At 74.2% G+C, this 16,473-nt stretch carries 14 protein-coding genes; 6 read left to right on the top strand and 8 right to left on the bottom strand.

Annotated elements, in window-relative coordinates; all coding sequences use genetic code 11:
- Nucleotides 1-59: 59 nt before the first annotated feature.
- The 4 genes from Cba03nite_RS01380 to Cba03nite_RS01365 all read right to left on the bottom strand — a co-directional run bounded on the left by Cba03nite_RS01380 (nucleotide 60) and on the right by Cba03nite_RS01365 (nucleotide 4,312).
- On the bottom strand, nucleotides 60-1,352 hold the full coding sequence (locus Cba03nite_RS01380; RefSeq protein ID WP_203740731.1) for an MFS transporter: 1,293 nt from the start codon (nucleotides 1,350-1,352) through the stop codon (nucleotides 60-62).
- Nucleotides 1,353-1,727: 375 nt separating this feature from the next.
- The gene (locus Cba03nite_RS01375; protein WP_203740729.1) at nucleotides 1,728-2,678 is read right to left on the bottom strand and encodes an ABC transporter ATP-binding protein; all 951 of its coding nucleotides are present in this window, start codon (nucleotides 2,676-2,678) and stop codon (nucleotides 1,728-1,730) included.
- 10 nt (nucleotides 2,679-2,688) lie between these two features.
- Nucleotides 2,689-3,474: an ABC transporter permease gene (locus Cba03nite_RS01370; RefSeq protein ID WP_203740765.1), complete on the bottom strand. Its 786-nt coding sequence runs from the start codon at nucleotides 3,472-3,474 to the stop codon at nucleotides 2,689-2,691.
- A gap of 97 nt (nucleotides 3,475-3,571) precedes the next feature.
- A complete protein-coding gene (locus tag Cba03nite_RS01365; RefSeq protein WP_239125371.1) occupies nucleotides 3,572-4,312 on the bottom strand; it encodes an ABC transporter permease in 741 nt (246 codons plus the stop codon).
- Between the two features lie 241 nt (nucleotides 4,313-4,553).
- On the opposite strand from Cba03nite_RS01365, the gene Cba03nite_RS40190 reads away from it, so the two are divergent.
- Nucleotides 4,554-7,235 (top strand): WG repeat-containing protein, encoded by a 2,682-nt coding sequence (locus Cba03nite_RS40190; RefSeq protein ID WP_275411523.1) that lies wholly within the window; start codon nucleotides 4,554-4,556, stop codon nucleotides 7,233-7,235.
- Between the two features lie 53 nt (nucleotides 7,236-7,288).
- Nucleotides 7,289-8,287, top strand: coding sequence for an aldo/keto reductase family protein (locus tag Cba03nite_RS01355; RefSeq protein WP_203740720.1), 999 nt, complete (start codon nucleotides 7,289-7,291; stop codon nucleotides 8,285-8,287).
- Nucleotides 8,288-8,336: 49 nt separating this feature from the next.
- On the opposite strand, the gene Cba03nite_RS01350 is transcribed toward Cba03nite_RS01355, so the two are convergent.
- Entirely contained in the window at nucleotides 8,337-8,531 is a 195-nt protein-coding gene (locus tag Cba03nite_RS01350) for a hypothetical protein (RefSeq protein WP_203740718.1), read from the bottom strand.
- 89 nt (nucleotides 8,532-8,620) lie between these two features.
- Here Cba03nite_RS01350 and Cba03nite_RS01345 point away from each other — a divergent pair, with 89 nt between their 5' ends.
- From Cba03nite_RS01345 to Cba03nite_RS01335, 3 genes are read left to right on the top strand one after another with little or no spacing between them, the layout of a single operon-like run.
- Nucleotides 8,621-10,618 carry a bifunctional adenosylcobinamide kinase/adenosylcobinamide-phosphate guanylyltransferase gene (locus Cba03nite_RS01345; RefSeq protein WP_203740716.1) on the top strand — a complete coding sequence of 666 codons (1,998 nt, stop codon included), beginning with the start codon at nucleotides 8,621-8,623 and terminating at the stop codon, nucleotides 10,616-10,618.
- Nucleotides 10,596-11,366, top strand: a complete 771-nt coding sequence (cobS, locus tag Cba03nite_RS01340) for an adenosylcobinamide-GDP ribazoletransferase (RefSeq protein WP_203740714.1) — start codon at nucleotides 10,596-10,598, stop codon at nucleotides 11,364-11,366. The genes Cba03nite_RS01345 and cobS overlap by 23 nt, the downstream gene beginning before the upstream one ends.
- Before the next feature lie 25 nt (nucleotides 11,367-11,391).
- Entirely contained in the window at nucleotides 11,392-12,459 is a 1,068-nt protein-coding gene (locus Cba03nite_RS01335) for a hypothetical protein (RefSeq protein ID WP_203740712.1), read from the top strand.
- Here the strand turns inward: Cba03nite_RS01335 and Cba03nite_RS01330 are convergent.
- Together Cba03nite_RS01330 and gcvT are read right to left on the bottom strand one after the other, a co-directional pair.
- Entirely contained in the window at nucleotides 12,456-12,806 is a 351-nt protein-coding gene (locus tag Cba03nite_RS01330; RefSeq protein ID WP_203740710.1) for an MmcQ/YjbR family DNA-binding protein, read from the bottom strand. The genes Cba03nite_RS01335 and Cba03nite_RS01330 overlap by 4 nt on opposite strands.
- 312 nt (nucleotides 12,807-13,118) lie before the next feature.
- On the bottom strand, nucleotides 13,119-14,240 hold the full coding sequence (gcvT, locus tag Cba03nite_RS01325; RefSeq protein WP_203740708.1) for a glycine cleavage system aminomethyltransferase GcvT: 1,122 nt from the start codon (nucleotides 14,238-14,240) through the stop codon (nucleotides 13,119-13,121).
- Nucleotides 14,241-14,312: 72 nt separating this feature from the next.
- Here gcvT and Cba03nite_RS01320 point away from each other — a divergent pair, with 72 nt between their 5' ends.
- A complete protein-coding gene (locus Cba03nite_RS01320; protein WP_203740706.1) occupies nucleotides 14,313-15,881 on the top strand; it encodes a leucyl aminopeptidase in 1,569 nt (522 codons plus the stop codon).
- A gap of 103 nt (nucleotides 15,882-15,984) precedes the next feature.
- Here the strand turns inward: Cba03nite_RS01320 and Cba03nite_RS01315 are convergent, their stop codons facing one another.
- Entirely contained in the window at nucleotides 15,985-16,302 is a 318-nt protein-coding gene (locus Cba03nite_RS01315) for a hypothetical protein (RefSeq protein ID WP_203740704.1), read from the bottom strand.
- Between the last annotated feature and the right edge of the window lie 171 nt (nucleotides 16,303-16,473).

Genomic DNA, 16,473 nt, shown 5'->3' with positions numbered 1-16,473 from the left:
ATCGAAGACGGGCCGGGCGGGTCGAGGGACAGGCCGGCGGTCGGAGGAAGGGTGCCCCGTCAGGCCGTGGTGAGGATGGGGTGGCGGTCGGTGGTGGTGGCGGTGTCCGGCTCGGCGGTGGCCCGCACGGTGCGGCGCAGGCGCGGCGCGACCAGGAGGGCGAGCGCGAGACCGGCCAGGGCCGCCGCGAGCGGGACCCCGAAGGCGCCGCGGTAGCCGTATGTGTCGGCCAGGCGGCCCGCGACCGCCGCGCCCAGCGAGACGCCCCCGACGACGCCGCTGGCCAGCAGGGTCATCACCATGCCCGCGTGGCGGGGCGGGGACAGCCGCCCCGCCAGCGCGTACCCGGAGATCAGGTACGGCGCGGCGGTGACGCCGAGCACGATCACGGCGCCCAGTGCGGTTGCGGTGGAGTGGGCGTACAGCAGCGCGGCGGTGCCCAGGACCAGCGCGGCGGCCGACCAGACGTACCGGCTGACCGGGCCGAGTGACTCCGGCAGCCAGGCCACCGCCAGGCCGGCGAGCGCGCTGCCCACGCCGAGCACGGCGTAGATGAGGCCCGCGGAGCCCGCCGCGCCGATGGTGTCGGCGAACGCGGTCACCCCGGTCTGCGTCGCGCCGAACACGACGCCGATCACCGACATTGCCGCGACCAGCACCGCGACCCGTCCCACCGGGAAGCGCCCGGACCGGGCGATGTCGGGGCCGGACTCCCGCGCTTGCCGGGTGGCCGTGGCGCGGGGTGCGCGCAGCACCGGTGGGGCGGTGCGGTGCAGGGCGAACGGCACCGCGGCGAGCACGGTCAGCACCGCGGCGAGCAGCAGCGGCGCCCCTGCCCAGCCGGACGTCGCGAGTACGCCGACCAGCGCCGGACCGGCCAGGAAGGAGGCTTCGTCGGCGGCGCCCTCGTACGCCATCGCGGTAGGCAGGCGGCGCTGCTGGCCGCGGTCGCCGAGCAGCACCGCCCAGCGCACCCGGACCAGCGGCCCGACCTGCGGCATGGCGAACCCGGCGAGCGCGGCGAGCGGCAGCACGGCAGCCCGCACACCGCCGAGCACGGCGCCGACCAGCGCGGCGTAGGCGACGGCGTCTACGAGGGCGGTGGCGATACCGACGGTGCGCTGGCCGTACCGGTCGGCGAGGGTGCCGACGACGGGGCCGCCGAGCGCGGCGCCCACGCCGAACGCGGCGGCGGCCAGGCCGCCGGTGCCGTACGAGCCGGTGGCGGCGACGACGAGGGTGATCACGCCGAGCGGGCCCATGGCGGCGGGCAGCCGCGCGAGGAAGGCGAGGACGAGGAACGAGGGTCCGGTGAGGCGGACGAGGTCACGGTAGGAGGCACGGGCGGCCATGGGTCTGCTCCGGGTACGGCACGGTGAACGCGCGCCGTCCCACCCAACCAGCGCGCCCCTTGCGGCCCTGTGCAGCTGAAAGTGTAACCGCCCAAGATCGCTGCCGGAAGCGGGTGTCGGCGAGCGCACACCCGACTCCGGCTCGTCGGCGCCGCGCCACAGTGAAGATCACTGTTTCGTGTCAGAACCTTGCGCTGGACCACACCTTTGGACACGAACCAGCGATCAACCTTCCAACCCAGCCCACCCACGAGTTAAGAAGGTGCCCTTCCTCTACGGATAGCGATAAGAAGGTGCCCTTCCTAACGCGCGGCGGGACGCGGCGCGGCAGGGCGGGGCGCGCGAGGGCGGGGGGCGGCGCGGGTGCGGGGTGGGTCAGTGGCGGTAGAGGCGGGCGATGACCTCTTCGATCTCCGGTTCGGCTACCGAGAGGTCGCGCAGGCCGCCGAGGGCGGTCAGGGCCGAGACGAGGGTGCCGACCGAGGCGCTGCCGTCGAGGGTGAAGACCAGGCGGGGGCCGGTCGCGGACTCCAGGTGTACGCCGGGCAGCACCGGCGGGGCCGCGGGCGCGACGTCGAAGTCCACGACGACCCGCCGCTGCGAGCCGTAGCGGGCGTGCAGCGCGTCGATGCCGCCGTCGTGCACCACCCGGCCGTGGTCGATGACCACGATGCGCCGGCACAGCCGCTCGATGTCGGCCAGGTCGTGCGTGGTCAGCACGATGGTGGTGTCGCCGCGTTCGCCCAGCTCGGCCAGGAAGCCGCGTACGGCCTGCTTGCTGACCACGTCCAGGCCGATGGTCGGCTCGTCGAGGAACAGGATCTGCGGGCCGTGCAGCAGCGCCGCGGTCAGCTCGCCGCGCATGCGCTGGCCGAGGGACAGCTGGCGGACCGGGGTGTCCAGGAATTCGTCCAGGTCGAGCAGGTCGCGGCAGCGCCGCAGGCGGGCCGCGTGCTCACCGCCGGGCACCCGGTAGATGTGCCGCAGCAGCTCGAACGAGTCGCGCAGGGGCAGGTCCCACCACAGCTGCGAGCGCTGCCCGAACACCACGCCGATGCGGCGGGCGAGCTGGATCCGCTGCGGCACCGGGGTGAGCCCGCACACCGTCACCCGGCCGCCGGACGGGTGCAGCACGCCGGTCAGCATCTTCAGCGTGGTGGACTTGCCCGCGCCGTTCGGCCCGAGGTAGCCCAGCAGCTCACCGCGCTGCACCGTCAGGTCCACCCCGTCGACCGCGGCGACGGTGCGCCGTTCCCGGCGCAGCAGCCCGCGGCGCACCCGCACGCTGAACTCCTTGCGCAGCTCCCGGGTTTCGATGACGTTCACGCGCTCCCCCTCACGAGCCGGTGCTGCGGTAGTGGCGTACGCCGGTGCGCCAGACGAGGGCGGCGAGCGCGGCGGCGGCGAGCGCGAGCAGCGGGCCGCACCAGCCGAGCCAGGCCGGGGCGCCGATCGGGTCGGGCCGGCCGAGCAGGATGAGCGCCGGGTAGTACGCGACCAGGCCGAAGCCGAGCCCGAACGCCATCAGGTGGCGGAACCAGCCGCCGTAGACGGTCATCGGGTACGAGGTGAAGTCGCGCCCGCCGTAGGTCAGCGCGGCGGACAGCTCGCCGGACTCCACCCACCAGAACGCGACGGTGGCGGTGGCCACGAAGACCGAGCCGAAGAACACGGCGCCCGCCAGCGGCGTGACGACCAGCAGCAGCAGGTTGGCGGGGGTGGGCCGGACCCCGGCCTGGTACGCGGCGACGGCCAGCACCGCGGTGCTCGTGATCACCCGGCCGACCCGCCGCACCCCGAGGTCCAGCACCAGTAGCTGGGACAGCACGCCGAGGGGCCGGATCAGCACCGCGTCGAGCAGGCCGGTCCGCACGTGCTGCTTCATCCGCTCTATGTTGCCGACGGCGAGGTCGGCCAGCGCGAATCCGAGCGCGGCCAGGCCGAACACGAGCAGCGACTCGGCCAGCGTGAATCCGGCCAGGGCGGGCACCTGGTGGAACAGCACCAGCACGGTGAGCAGATCGGCGCCCAGGAAGATCACGTTGGAGGCCAGGTCGAGCGCGAAGCTCGCCCGGTACGACGCCTGGGCACGGACCTGAGCGCGCAGCAGCGCCCGGTAGATCGCGGCGGTCGAGGCCGGAGCGTCCGCCACGTCGGCGGTGGTGACCGGGACGGTGCGGTCCGCGCCGGCGGGGGCCGCGGCCGTGGCGGCCGAGGGCTCAGCCACCCTGCACCACCAGCCGCCGCTCGGCGCGCCGCTGCACCGCGACGCAGCCCCACAGCAGCAGCACCGCCCAGCCCGCCTGGAGCCCGAGCAGGCCCAGCTGGCTCAGCGGCGGGTCGCGCTCCACCAGCACGTCCAGCGGCACCTGGAGCAGCGAGGGAAAGGGGGTGCCGAAGTAGAGCACCGCGGCGGCCCAGTCGGGCAGGAAGCGGATCGGGAAGTAGAGCCCGCCGAGCACGCCCGAGCAGACGGCCCAGGTCATCAGCACGCCACGGCTGTCCAGCAGCCAGTACGCGGCGGCGTTGGCCAGAAACCGCCCGGCGAAGCACACCAGCAGGGCCAGCAGCACCGACAGCGCGAACAGCGGGTAGGTGGCGGCGCGGCGCGGCACGTACATGTCGAACGCGAGCGCGCCCACCGCGATCGGCACGGTGAACCGGGTGAGCAGCGCGTACGCCGCGCGCCCGAGGTCGGGCAGCAGGTAGCCGAGGACCGGGTGGACCGGGCGGAGCAGGTCGGTGACCACGTCGCCGGAGCGGATGCGGTCGGCCAGGTCGGTCCAGCCCCAGAGCAGCACCACGCCGATCAGGCCCTGCCCCGCCCACACGTAGGTGACCAGCCGGGGCGCGTCGTAGCCGGCCGCCTGCCCGCCGAGCGCGGCGGCCGAGCCGGCCACGGCCAGCATGACGTAGGTGCGCAGGAAGCCGAACATGGTGTTGGTGGCCGTGGCGGCCACCGTGGCCTGGCGATATGTCGAGAATCTCCGGAAACCCGATGCGCCCAACGTCCGGATGAGGCCCGCCGACTCGGTGAAGTTTCGGATTGGGAGCCTATCCGCAGTGGCGGTGATGAAGCCCACCCCGTACCCTCCACTCGCAACCGCATCTTTTTTCGGGCCGGGTGACGATACCTTCGTGACGTCTCGGTTCGCGATGCGTTTTGTGTCATCGATGGACCCGGATCAGGCGAGGTGGGGCGTGAGCGACGAGCGCACCGACGAGCGGCACCGCGGCACGCCGGCCTGGGCCGGTACGCCGACGTCGCCGTGGTCTCGGGTGCCCGGACAGCGCCCGCCGTCAGACAACCCGGACAATCCGGCTCAGCAGGGCAACCAGCAGCAGGCGCCGCAGGGCCAGCAGCCGGGCCAGCCCGGCCCGAACCAGCCGCACCCCAACGGCCCGCAGCAGTACGGCCAGCCGCACGCCGGCCAGGGCCCGCCGCCCGGCCCGTTCCCGCCCGCCAACGGGCAGCGCCCGCCCCAGCAGGGCAACTGGGACCCGAACGCGCCCGGCGCGCAGCGTGGCGGCCGCCCCGGCCCCATGCCGCCCCAGCCCGGCCCGCAGTACCGCCCGCAGGGCCCCGGCCCGCAGCAGGGCCAGGTCTACGGCGGCCCCAACCAGCCGCACCCGCAGCAGGGCCCCGGCCCGTACGGCCCGCCGCAGCAGGGTCGCCACCCGCAGCAGGGCCCCGGCCCGCAGCAGGGTCAGCGCCCGCAGCAGGGCCAGGTCTACGGCCGCCCCAACCAGCCCGGCCCGCAGGGCCAGCCGCCCTACGGCCCGCCGCAGGGGCAGCCCGGCATGCCTCAGCAGGGCCAGCCGCCGTACGGCCCGCCGCAGGGTCAGCGCCCGCAGCAGGGCCAGGTCTACGGCCAGCCGCAGGGCCAGCCCGGCGGGCCCCAGCAGGGCCACCCCGGCATGCCCGGCCAGCCGCCGTACGGCCAGGTCCCGGGGCAGCACGGTCCGGGGCAGCACGGACCCGGCCAGCCGGCGCCGCAGGCGCCCGGCCAGCAGGCCGTGCCGCAGCCGGTGCAGGCCGCCGCGGCCGCGCCCGCCGCGCCGCCGATCCACCAGGACGCCCCGACCTCCCCCGCGCAGCCGCCGGCCCCGGCACAGACCGCAGCCGCAGGCACCTCGGCCGCACCCGCGACCGGCGACGGCAGCCCGGCCCCCGGCCGGCGTGGACGCCACTCCACCGCCGACACCGGCACCATGCCCGCGGTGACCGACCAGGCCCCGACCGGCGCCGAGGCCGCCGCGCCCGTGTCCGCCGAGCCGGCCGCCACGGCACCCGAGTCGGCCGAGCCCGTCTCCGCGACGCCCGTCTCGGTCAACCCGGTCTCCCCCGCCGCGCCGAGCACCCCGGTCGTGGCCAGCCCGGACACCGTGCTGCCGGTCACCGCGGTCGCGGCCGGCGCCGCTACCGCGCTCGCCGCGCCGACGATGATGCACCCGCTGGTCCGGCCGGGCGCCGCACCCGGTGCCGAAGCCCCCGCGCCCGCGGCCGCCACCCCGGTCACCGCGGGCGAGGCCGCTGCCGCCGCCGCGCCCGAGCCGGAGCCCACCCCCGAGGCCGGTCCCGACCCGGAGCAGGTGCTCGCGTCGTACCAGTGGCGCTTCCACCACGAGACCCTGCGTGAGCTGGTGGACAACCCGGACGAGCTGCGCGAGATCCGTGACCGGCTCACCGAGAAGCTCACCCCGGCCACCGACAACCCGACCCGGGCCCGGCTGCTCAGCCTGCGCGCCGTCGTCTCCCGCATCCTCGGCGACCTGTCCAAGGCGCTGTCCGACGGCAAGATGGCGCTGGTGCACGCCGAGGCGACCGGTGAGCTGCGCCGGATCGCGCTGGCCAAGGCGCGCCTGGCCCACGTGCTGCAGTGGCGCGGCGACTTCGCCGAGGCCGACAAGCTGTTCGCCGAGGCCAACTCGACGGAGCTGCCCGACCGGCTGCGCGCCACCATGCACGAGCACGCCGGGCGGTCCTGCCTGGACCAGGGCCGCTACATGGAGGCGTTCAACCACTTCGAGAAGGCCCTGGAGCTGCGCAAGGTCGAGGACCCGGAGCTGATCGCGCGCACCGAGATGGCGCTCGACGCCGTCTCGATGAAGATCGCCGAGAACGGCATGGGGCCGTACCCGCGCAGTTCGGACGAGATCCTCCAGGTCAGCAAGCCGCCGGTGCCGCGCTTCGACGAGCGGGTGCAGTGCTGGGGCTTCGCGGGCGCGGACGGCCGCACCGTCATCGCCCCGGCCTTCGCCGACGTGCAGCCGTTCCGCGACGGCGCCGCGTGGGTGCGCCGCCCCGAGATGGAGACCTGGGAGCTGATCGACGAGGCGGGCAACCGGCTCATCGACGGCCGGGCCGGCTGGCTCGGCGTCGGCTCGTTCTCCGACGGGCTGGCCTGGGTGTCGCGCGACGGCGCGGGTGGCTGGGTCGCCATCGACAAGCAGGGCCGCGTGATCATCTCCACCGGCTTCGACGACGTCCGCCCGTTCCGCCGCGGTCTGGCCGCGGTGCGCCGGGGTGGCTGGGGCGCGGTCGACAAGCAGGGCCGGCCCGTGGTGCCGTTCCAGTTCACCGGGTTCGCCACGGCGCTCACCGACGGCCGCTACGTGGACGGCTTCTCCGACGAGGGCCTGGCCATCGTGGACGCGGGCGGGCGCAAGGGCGTGGTGGACCGCACCGGCGCCGTGGTCGTCCCGCCGGTGCACCCGGCGCTGGTCATCCACCCGGTGGCGTTCCTCATCGCCGGGCCCACCGGCCGCTGGGGCGCGCTGGACCGCAAGGGCCGCCCGTTCATCGACCCCGAGCTGCCCAGCCGCCAGGTCGTGATGGAGGAGCTGGACCGCCTGCTCGCCGACACGAAACCGGTTTTGTAGAAGATTCAACCCTCGTACACCCGGCCGCACCGGCCGGGCATAGGGTCGTGGGCATGGACTTTCGGCATTTGGGCCGTTCCGGGATGCTCGTCAGCGAGATCTCGTACGGAAACTGGATCACCCACGGCTCGCAGGTCGAGGAGGACGCCGCCACCGCGTGTGTGCAGGCCGCCCTCGACAGCGGGATCACCACGTTCGACACCGCCGACGTGTACGCCGGCACCCGCGCCGAGGAGGTGCTCGGCCGCGCGCTGAAGGGCGAGCGCCGCCAGGGGCTGGAGATCTTCACGAAGGTGTTCTGGCCGACCGGCCCGGGACGCAACGACCGGGGCCTGTCCCGCAAGCACATCATGGAGTCGATCGACGGCTCGCTGCGCCGCCTGCAGACCGACTACGTCGACCTCTACCAGGCGCACCGCTACGACTACGCGACGCCGCTCGAGGAGACGATGAGCGCGTTCGCCGACATCGTGCACGCCGGTAAGGCGCACTACATCGGCGTCTCGGAATGGAAGGCGCCGGAGATCCGCGCCGCGCACGCGCTGGCCAAGGAGCTGCGGATCCCGCTGGTGTCGAACCAGCCGCAGTACTCGATGCTGTGGCGGGTCATCGAGGCCGAGGTGGTCCCCACCTCCGAGGAGCTGGGCATCGGCCAGATCGTGTGGTCGCCGATGGCGCAGGGCGTGCTGACCGGCAAGTACCAGCCGGGCCAGCCGCCGCCGGCCGGTTCGCGGGCCACCGACGAGAAGTCGGGCGCCGGTTTCATCGCGCGCTGGCTCGCCGAGGACGTGCTGACCCGGGTGCAGCAGCTGCGGCCGCTGGCCGACCAGGCCGGGCTCACCATGGGCCAGCTCGCCATCGCGTGGGTGCTGCAGAACCCGAACGTGTCGTCGGCCATCATCGGCGCCTCGCGCCCCGAGCAGGTGCGCGACAACGTCAAGGCGTCCGGCGTGAAGCTCGACGCGGACCTGCTCAAGGCGATCGACGAGATCGTCGAGCCGGTCACCGAGCGCGACCCGGCCAAGACCGAGTCCCCCGCGCAGCGCCCGTGAACCGTGCCGCCGCGGGGCCGTTCCGGATGGACGGCCCCGCGGCGGACGGTCACGCGCCCTGCAGGCTCATCCGGTACTCGTCGCGGTCGCCCTCGACGAGCACCACCTCGGCCGTACCGGCGGCGACCAGGTCGCGCCAGGTCTGTCCCAGCCACGACTCCGCGTCTGCCTGGTTGCTGAACGTCTCGTTCGGGCCCTCGACGGGCTTGCCCTCCGCGTCCTCGTACCGCCAGCTCCACGTCATGACGATCAGCTTATCCGGCACCGCCCGCGCCGCCGCGCAGGCACGCATCCGCTGACCCGCCCCGGGAGCGAAGGTCATAAGGTACGGGCATGTCGCATGACGGTCAGCCCACGAACATCGGGGCACGGGTGCTGGTGCTCGGCGGAATCCGCTCCGGCAAGAGCGAGTTCGCCGAATCTCTGCTGCTGGGCGCGCGATCGGTGCGCTATCTCGCCACCGCGCTCGCGGACGGTGGGGACCCGGCCTTCGCCGAGCGGGTCGCCGCGCACCGCGCGCGCCGCCCGCACACCTGGGTGACCCTGGAGACGTACGGCGACCCCGACGCGCTGCCGTCCGCGCTGCAGCAGGCGACCGCCGAGGAGACGCTGCTCGTCGACGACCTGGGCGGCTGGGTGGTGAGCCTGCTGGACCGCGCGGACGCGCAGGTGCACGTGAGCCGGCTGGCCGCGGCCGTCGCCTCCTGCCCGGCCCGGGTGGTGCTGGTCAGCCCCGAGGTGGGGCTGTCCGTGGTGCCGCCGACCGAGGCCGGGGTGCGCTTCGCCGACCTGCTCGGACTGACCAATCAGGCCGTCGCCGCCGCCTGCGACTCGGTGGCGCTGGTCGTCGCGGGCCAGCCCGCCTGGCTGCGCCGCCCGGACACCGAGACGGGCGCCGCGATCGACTTCGGCACCGCGTCGGTGCCGGACCGGGCCGCCCTCGGCGCGAGCACGGCGAACGGCGCAGCGGCCCAGCCCGCAGGCACGCCGGGAAGCGGCGCGGCTCAGGGCGCGGGCACGCCCGGAAGCGGCGCGGCCCAGGGCGCGACCGCGCCGGGTGGCACCGCGGCCGAGGTCGCGGCGGCCGCCGCACTGGCCTCGACCACGCCGGCCTCGGCCGACCCCGCGCAGGCCGCCCCGGCCACCGAGTACGCCAGCCCGGAGGTGTTCACCCCCGCCGCCGCGCCCCGGCCCTCCGCCACCGCCGACGTCCGCGAAGCGGCCGCGCAGGTCCCCGACAGCGGCCTGGTGATCGAGCCCGGCATGAACCTGCCCATCCCGGACAGCGACGCCCGGGACGCGGCGCGCGAGCACCTGGACCTGCTCGACATCCCCGGCTCGGGCCTGGGCCGGCTGGCCGAGATCGTGCTGTTCGCCGCCGCCGCGCAGGGCCGGGCGGTGCCCGCACCGTGGGCGCGGCCGCGCCTGCTGCTGCTGCACGGCGACCACGAGGGCGGGGTCGCGGCCGGGCAGTCGCCGGGCCGTTCCGCCCGTACCGCCGCCGACGCCCGCCAGGGCGAGGGACCGATCGGGCTGCTCGCCGCGGAGCAGGGGGTGAGCCTCCAGATCGTGGAGACCGCACCGGCCGGGGCGATCGAGCACGGCGAGGCGATGCCCGCCGAGGCGGTCGAGGACGCGCTGCGCCGCGGCTGGCGCCTGGCCGACGAGGCCGTCGACAGCGGGGTGGACCTGCTGATCCTGGGCTCCTGCGGGGCCGGTGCGGAGGCGGCCGCGGCCGCCGTGGTCTCAGCGGTGACCGGTGCCGAGGTGCCCGGCCTGCTGGCCCGCGTCGTGAGCGCCGACGGCACCGTGGACGACACCGCGTGGATGGAGCGCTGCGCCGCCGTGCGCGACGCCATGCACCGCGTGCGCGGGCGGGTCCTCTCGGCACGCGAGATGCTCAGCGAGCTGGGCGGCGCGGACCTGGCCGTGGCCGCGGGCGTGATCCTGGGCGCCACCGCGCGGCGTACCCCCGTGCTGCTGGACGGGCCTGCGGGGGTCGCGGCCGGCCTGATCGCGCGGGACCTGGGCAGCCAGTCGCGGCTGTGGTGCGCGGTGGCCGACGCTGGCCGCCACCCGACGACGGTGCTGGCCGCCGACGTGCTCGGCGCGACCCAGCTGACCGATCTGCACACCGGCCTGGGCGAGGGCGCGGGCGCGCTCCTGGCGCTGCCGCTGCTGCGCTCGGCGCTGACCCTGGCCGCGTCGCTGCCCGCGCTGCCGCCGGTGCTGGACGAGCCGCCCGCGCACCTGCAGGAGGTCGAGGACGAGCCGGAGTACGAGACCGACCCGGCCGAGTCCCGCACCGATGACACGTCCACCGTGGACTGACGGCCTGCGGCTGGCGCTGACCACGTTCACGGTCGCGCCAGTCGCCGGGCCGCAGCGGCTGGACCGGCCCGTCGCGGGCTGGTCCATGCGGCTGGCCCCGGCGGTCGGCGCGCTGCTCGGGCTGCTGCTCGGCGGCGTGCTGACGCTGCTCGCCGCGGGCCTGCCCGCGCTGGTCGCCGCGGCGCTGACGGTCGGCCTGGCCGCGCTGCTCAGCCGCGGGCTGCACCTGGACGGGCTGGCCGACACGGTCGACGCGCTGGGCTCGTACCGCTCCCGCGAGCGCGCCCTGGAGATCATGAAGTCGCCGGAGGTGGGCCCGTTCGGCGTGGTCGCGCTGGTGCTGGTGCTGCTGCTGCAGACCGCGACGCTGGCGCAGCTGTCCACCCGGCCACCGCTCGCGCTGCTCGCCTGCCTCGCGGCCGCGGTCGCCGGGGGCCGCCTGGCGATCACCGCGGCCTGCCGCCGCGGCATCCCGGCGGCCCGGCCCGGCGGCATGGGCGCGCTCGTCGCGGGCACCGTCGGCCCGGCCGCAGTGGTGCTCGGCGCGGTGCTCGTGGCCGCGCTGGCACTCCCCGCGGTGCCGCATCGTCCCTGGCAGGGCCCGCTTACCATCCTGATCGCACTGTCCGCCGTGGCTGCGCTGCGCACCCATCTGGTACGCCGACTCGGCGGCGTCACCGGGGACGTGCTCGGTTTTCTGTCCGAGATCTCGACGACGCTGATCACGGTCGGACTGGTTCTCTTCTGAGCCGCTTGCCACTAGCATGACGCGAATGATCTTCGAGTCCGCCACGCCGCTCGCCCGCGCCTGCGACACGCTGATGCGCGCCCGCCGCGAACGCGACCTGGAGGCGTTCGAGTCGGCCACGGCGCAGCTGTGGGAGGCGGCGCAGACCGCCTCGCCCGGTGAGCTGACCGCCGCGCTGAGCGCCTGCGCGGGCATGCTCGCCGAGCTTGGCCCCGGCTTCGGCGGCGAGTTCGCGGTGCTGTGCGGCGCGCTGGTCGAGCGCGGCGCGGACCCGGACCCGCTGGCCATGGTGCTGTGCATGCGGCTGGCCGAGGTGGCCGGGCAGGCCGCCGAGTTCGCGCAGGTGTGGACCCGGGAGTTCCCCGACGAGGGCGTGCCGGAGCCGGAGCAGGCCGAGTTCGAGACGGCGCTGGAGCGGCTGGACGAGGTGATCGCGCCGGACCACGCGGTGCGGCTGACCGAGAGCTGGTTCGGGCTGGCCTCCTGGATGCGGTGCGCCACCACGGTGCTGCAGCAGTCCCCCACCGCGCGGCTGGCCTGCCGGTGCACCCCCGGCGTACGGGCCGCGTTCACCGCGCTGGAGCAGGTCCGCGAGGACACCGGCTGGGTGTCGATGCTGCTGTCGGTGCTGGACGCCGAGCAGCTGCTGGTGCTGCACCGGGGCACCGGCCGGGGCTGGCGGGTCAGCATCAGCGGCGTGGGCGACAACTTCCAGCTGCACGTGCTGCTCGCCGCGGCGCTGTCCGGCCCCGCCTCCGCCGGCATGCTGGAGGGGCTGCGCGTCGATCCGGCGTGGACGGCCGTCGCGCTGGACGCGCCGTACGAGGCGTTCGGCGGGCAGGTCAAGGGCTGGTTCAACCTGGTCGACGCGTACGGCGGCTGGATCTGGAACGAGGGCGTGCCCGCCGACATCCCCGCCCCCGAGGGCCTGCGCATCATCCAGCTGGAGGCCCCGCCCTACGAGCGGACCTGGGACAACTCGCGCCGCTTCCCCATGATGGCCGCGTCCATCACCCTCGACGAGGTGCTCTCCCGCGACGAGGCCGCGATGTGGCTCAGCCGCTGCACCGAGGGCAAGCCGCTCGGCGGCTAACCCGCCGCGTCATACTGCTTGACCAGCTTCTTCGGCGCGGTCCGCCGCCACGCCTCGATCACCAGCTCCCGCAGCTCCCCGGCGTCGACCCGCTCCAGATCCACCTGCACCCACCCGAACCGCCCGACATACGCCGCCACGGCATACACGTCCGGCGCCTCGGCCAGCAGCGACGCCTGCTCCTCCTTGCTCGCCTTCACAGTCATCGTGGTGCTCCCCGGCTGCCCCGAGGCGAACATCTTGCCCCCCACCCGCAACGTCGGATGCCCCCACTCCGCCACCATGACCTCCCCGGTCCCCGGCAGCCCCAACACCCATTCCCGCACCTGCTCATAACTCACCGCCACGCCCGCACGCTACCGCCCCACCCCTCTACCCCGCGTCTCCCGGCGCGCCCCTCGCGCGCCCCCTCCCGCGGCGATCTTGCGCGAACTGTGGGTGCGACACGCACTATCCGGGCAAAAGAGCAACACTTCGCGCAAGATCGACGCGATCTTGGCGGCCGCGGGCAAGATCAGTGTTTCGTGTCAGAACCTTGTGCTGGACTGCACCTTTTGACATGAGGTGGCGGTCATCCGTCCCGCCCGGCAGACCCGGGCGTTAAGAAGGGCACCTTCCTCTACGCAAAGCGTTAAGAAGGTGCCCTTCCTTTCCTCAGGTCACTTCACGGAGGGCTGGACGAAGGGGGGCTTCGTCACGGTCATGGAGCTGCGGCGGCCGCGGACGTCGACCTCGACGGTGTCGCCCTCGGTGAGGGCGGCGGAGGTGTCGAGCAGGGCGAGGGCGATGCCGACCTTGCGGGTCGGGGAGAAGGTGCCGCTGGTGATCTCGCCGACCGTGGTGTCGCCGGAGAGGACCGCCATGTGCGGGCGCGGGATGCCGCGGTCGTTGGCGACCAGGCCCCACAGGGTGCGGCGGGGGCCCGCCGCCTTCTCCGCCGCGAGCACCTCGCGGCCCCAGAACTCGGGCTTGCTCCAGCCCACGGCCCAGCCGGCGCGGGCCTGCACCGGGGTGATGTCCAGGGAGAGGTCCTGCCCGTGCAGCGGGTAGCCCATCTCGGTGCGCAGCGTGTCCCGGGCGGCCAGGCCGCAGGCGCGCGCCTCGACGCTCGCGCCGAACAGGGCGTCCCACACCCGCGTCGCGTCGGCCGACGGGACGACCAGCTCGTAGCCGTGCTCGCCGGTGTAACCGGTGCGGCACACGGTCAGGGTGACCCCGTCCAGCTCCGCTGTGGCGAAGCTCATGTACTCGTGCTCGGTGGGCAGCCCCAGCTCGGCCAGCAGCTCGGCCGAGCGCGGCCCCTGCACCGCCAGCACGGCGAAGTCCGGGTGCTCGTTGGTGACGGTCAGGCCCTCCGGCGCCGCGGCGGTCAGCCGGCGGACGACCTCGGTGGTGTTGGCGGCGTTCGGGATCAGGAAGACGTGGTCCTCGCCGTACAGGTAGGCGATGATGTCGTCCACCACCCCGCCCGTCGCGTCGTCGCAGCACAGCGTGTACTGCGCCTTGCCCGGCTTGATCCGGCCCAGGTCGTTGCTGAGGCAGGCGTTGACGAACTCGGCGGCGCCCGGCCCGGTGATGCGGGCCTTGCCGAGGTGGCTCACGTCGAAGACGCCCACCCCCTCGCGGACCGTGGCGTGCTCCTTGAGCACCCCGCCTCCGGCATACTCCAACGGCATGTCCCAGCCGCCGAATGCGGCGAACTTGGCGCCCAGCGCGGCATGACGCTCGTGCAGAGGGGATCTGAGCAGGTCGGCTGAGTCTTTTGAACCCACGTCGGTCATGAGCGCAACTTACCCTGGCGTTTGGTGTTCGTTAGCATCGGCGCAGCAACCCACTTCCACCAGGAGTACTTTGTGACCACGCCCACCACGGCTCTGCCATCACTGAGCCTCGCCGACACCGACCCCGCCGACCTCACCGTGGACGCAGTGGTCATCGGCGTACACAGTCAGGAAGGCGCCGAGGGCGCGGCCGGCGAGCTGCTGCTGGCGTCCGGGGCCGAGAGCATCGCCGCCGCGTTCGACGGCAAGCTGACCGCCACCCTGGCGCTGCTCGGCGCGACCGGCGGCGCGGGTGAGGTCACCAAGCTCGCCACGCTCGGCACGATCACCGCCCCGGTGCTGGTCGCCGTCGGCCTGGGCGGCGAGCCGTCGGGCGCCGCGCCCGCGCCCGACACGCTGCGCCGCGCCACCGCCGCAGCGGTGCGCGCGCTGGCCGGCGCGCAGCAGGTCGCGCTCGCCCTGCCGCTGTCCGACGACGCCGACGACAACGGCGCCCTCACCCTGCGCGCCGTCGCGGAGGGCGCCGCGCTGGGTGCGTACCGGTTCGCCGGCTACAAGGGCAAGCCGGCGGTCGGCCGCAAGAACCCCGTCTCGGCCGTGTCGGTGCTGGTGCCCGACGCCAAGGAGGCGTCCGCGAACGCCGAGGTCAAGCGGGCCTCCGTGGTGACCGCGGCGGTCGCCCGGACCCGTGACTGGGTGAACGCCCCCGCCAACCTGCTGCGCCCGCCGTCGTTCGCGGACGAGATCGCCGCGGTCGCCGGCAAGGCCGGCCTGGACGTCGAGGTGCTCGACGAGAAGGCGCTGACCGAGGGCGGCTTCGGCGGCATCCTCGCCGTCGGCATGGGCTCGGCCGCCAAGCCGCGCCTGGTCAAGCTCACCTACACGCCGGCCCAGGCGACCACCACCGTGGCGCTGATCGGCAAGGGCATCACCTTCGACACCGGCGGCGTCTCCATCAAGCCCGCCCAGGGCATGTGGGAGATGAAGTCGGACATGGCCGGCGCCGCCGCGGTGGCCAGCGTCATGGTCGCCATCGCCGAGCTGAAGCCGTCGGTCGCGGTCACCGCGTACATCCCGATCGCGGAGAACATGCTGTCCGGTGACGCGTACCGGCCCGGCGACGTGGTCACCATGCGCAGCGGCAAGCGGGTCGAGGTGCTCAACACCGACGCCGAGGGCCGGATGATCCTGGCCGACGCGATCTCGCTGGCCTGCGAGGCGCAGCCGGACTACCTGATCGAGACCTCGACGCTGACCGGCGGCCAGGTCATCGCGCTCGGCAAGCGCATCGCGGGCGTGATGGGCTCCGACGCCCTGGCCCAGCGCACCAAGGCCGCGGGCGAGCTGGTCGGCGAGCCGACCTGGCCGATGCCGCTGCCGGACGAGATCCGCAAGTCGATGGAGTCCGACGTCGCCGACATCCTGCAGGTGAGCGCGGGTATGGAGCGCGCCGGGCACATGCTGCAGGGCGGCGTGTTCCTGCGCGAGTTCGTCGCCGAGGGCGTCCAGTGGGCGCACATCGACATCGCGGGCCCGTCGTTCCACTCCGGCGAGGCCACCGGCCACTGGAGCAAGGGCGGCACCGGCGTCCCGGTCCGCACCCTGGTCGCCCTCCTGGACGACCTGGCCGCGAACGGCTGAGTCTCGAGGTTCGGTTCCAAGATCGCTGTTTCGTGTCACGAAGTGAGGTTCTGCCGCACTTCTCGACACGAAACAGCGATCTTCCCCATTTACAGCGAGACCGTCACTCCGCGGGACGCAGTTTCTGGCGCGCGTTGTAGTCGCGCATGCGCTGCGGATACCCGGTGAGCTGGACGTCGTAGACCGGCATCGACAGCCGCCGGGCGAACTGGCGGACGACCGTGGGGCTGGGCATGCGCCGGCGGGTCCACTCGCCGTCATGGGCGATCAGGATGACGGTGGTTCCGGTGACCGTCGTCCGGGGCTCGATGAACGCCTCGACGCCCCGGCGGGACTGCGCGAACTGCTCAAGATGGGAGATGTCGGCCGGATTGGCCGGGCCATCTGCCGAGGACCCGCCCCGGCGGCGGAACCAGCCCACACCTGCTCCTCTCACACGGCGTCGCTTCGGTGCGCATGGTACTGGGCAAGAGTAGCCAGACGTGTCCTTGAGCACCTCCAGTGCGCGCCCCCGCTCCGACAGTGACAAGATGACCGGGTGTGGGCTGAGCACACACCGGCTCAGTGGCAATGACGCGACCTTGGAGCGATC

Source organism: Catellatospora bangladeshensis, from assembly GCF_016862575.1.
Taxonomy (GTDB): domain Bacteria; phylum Actinomycetota; class Actinomycetes; order Mycobacteriales; family Micromonosporaceae; genus Catellatospora; species Catellatospora bangladeshensis.
This window is presented reverse-complemented; position numbering and strand designations above follow the sequence as displayed.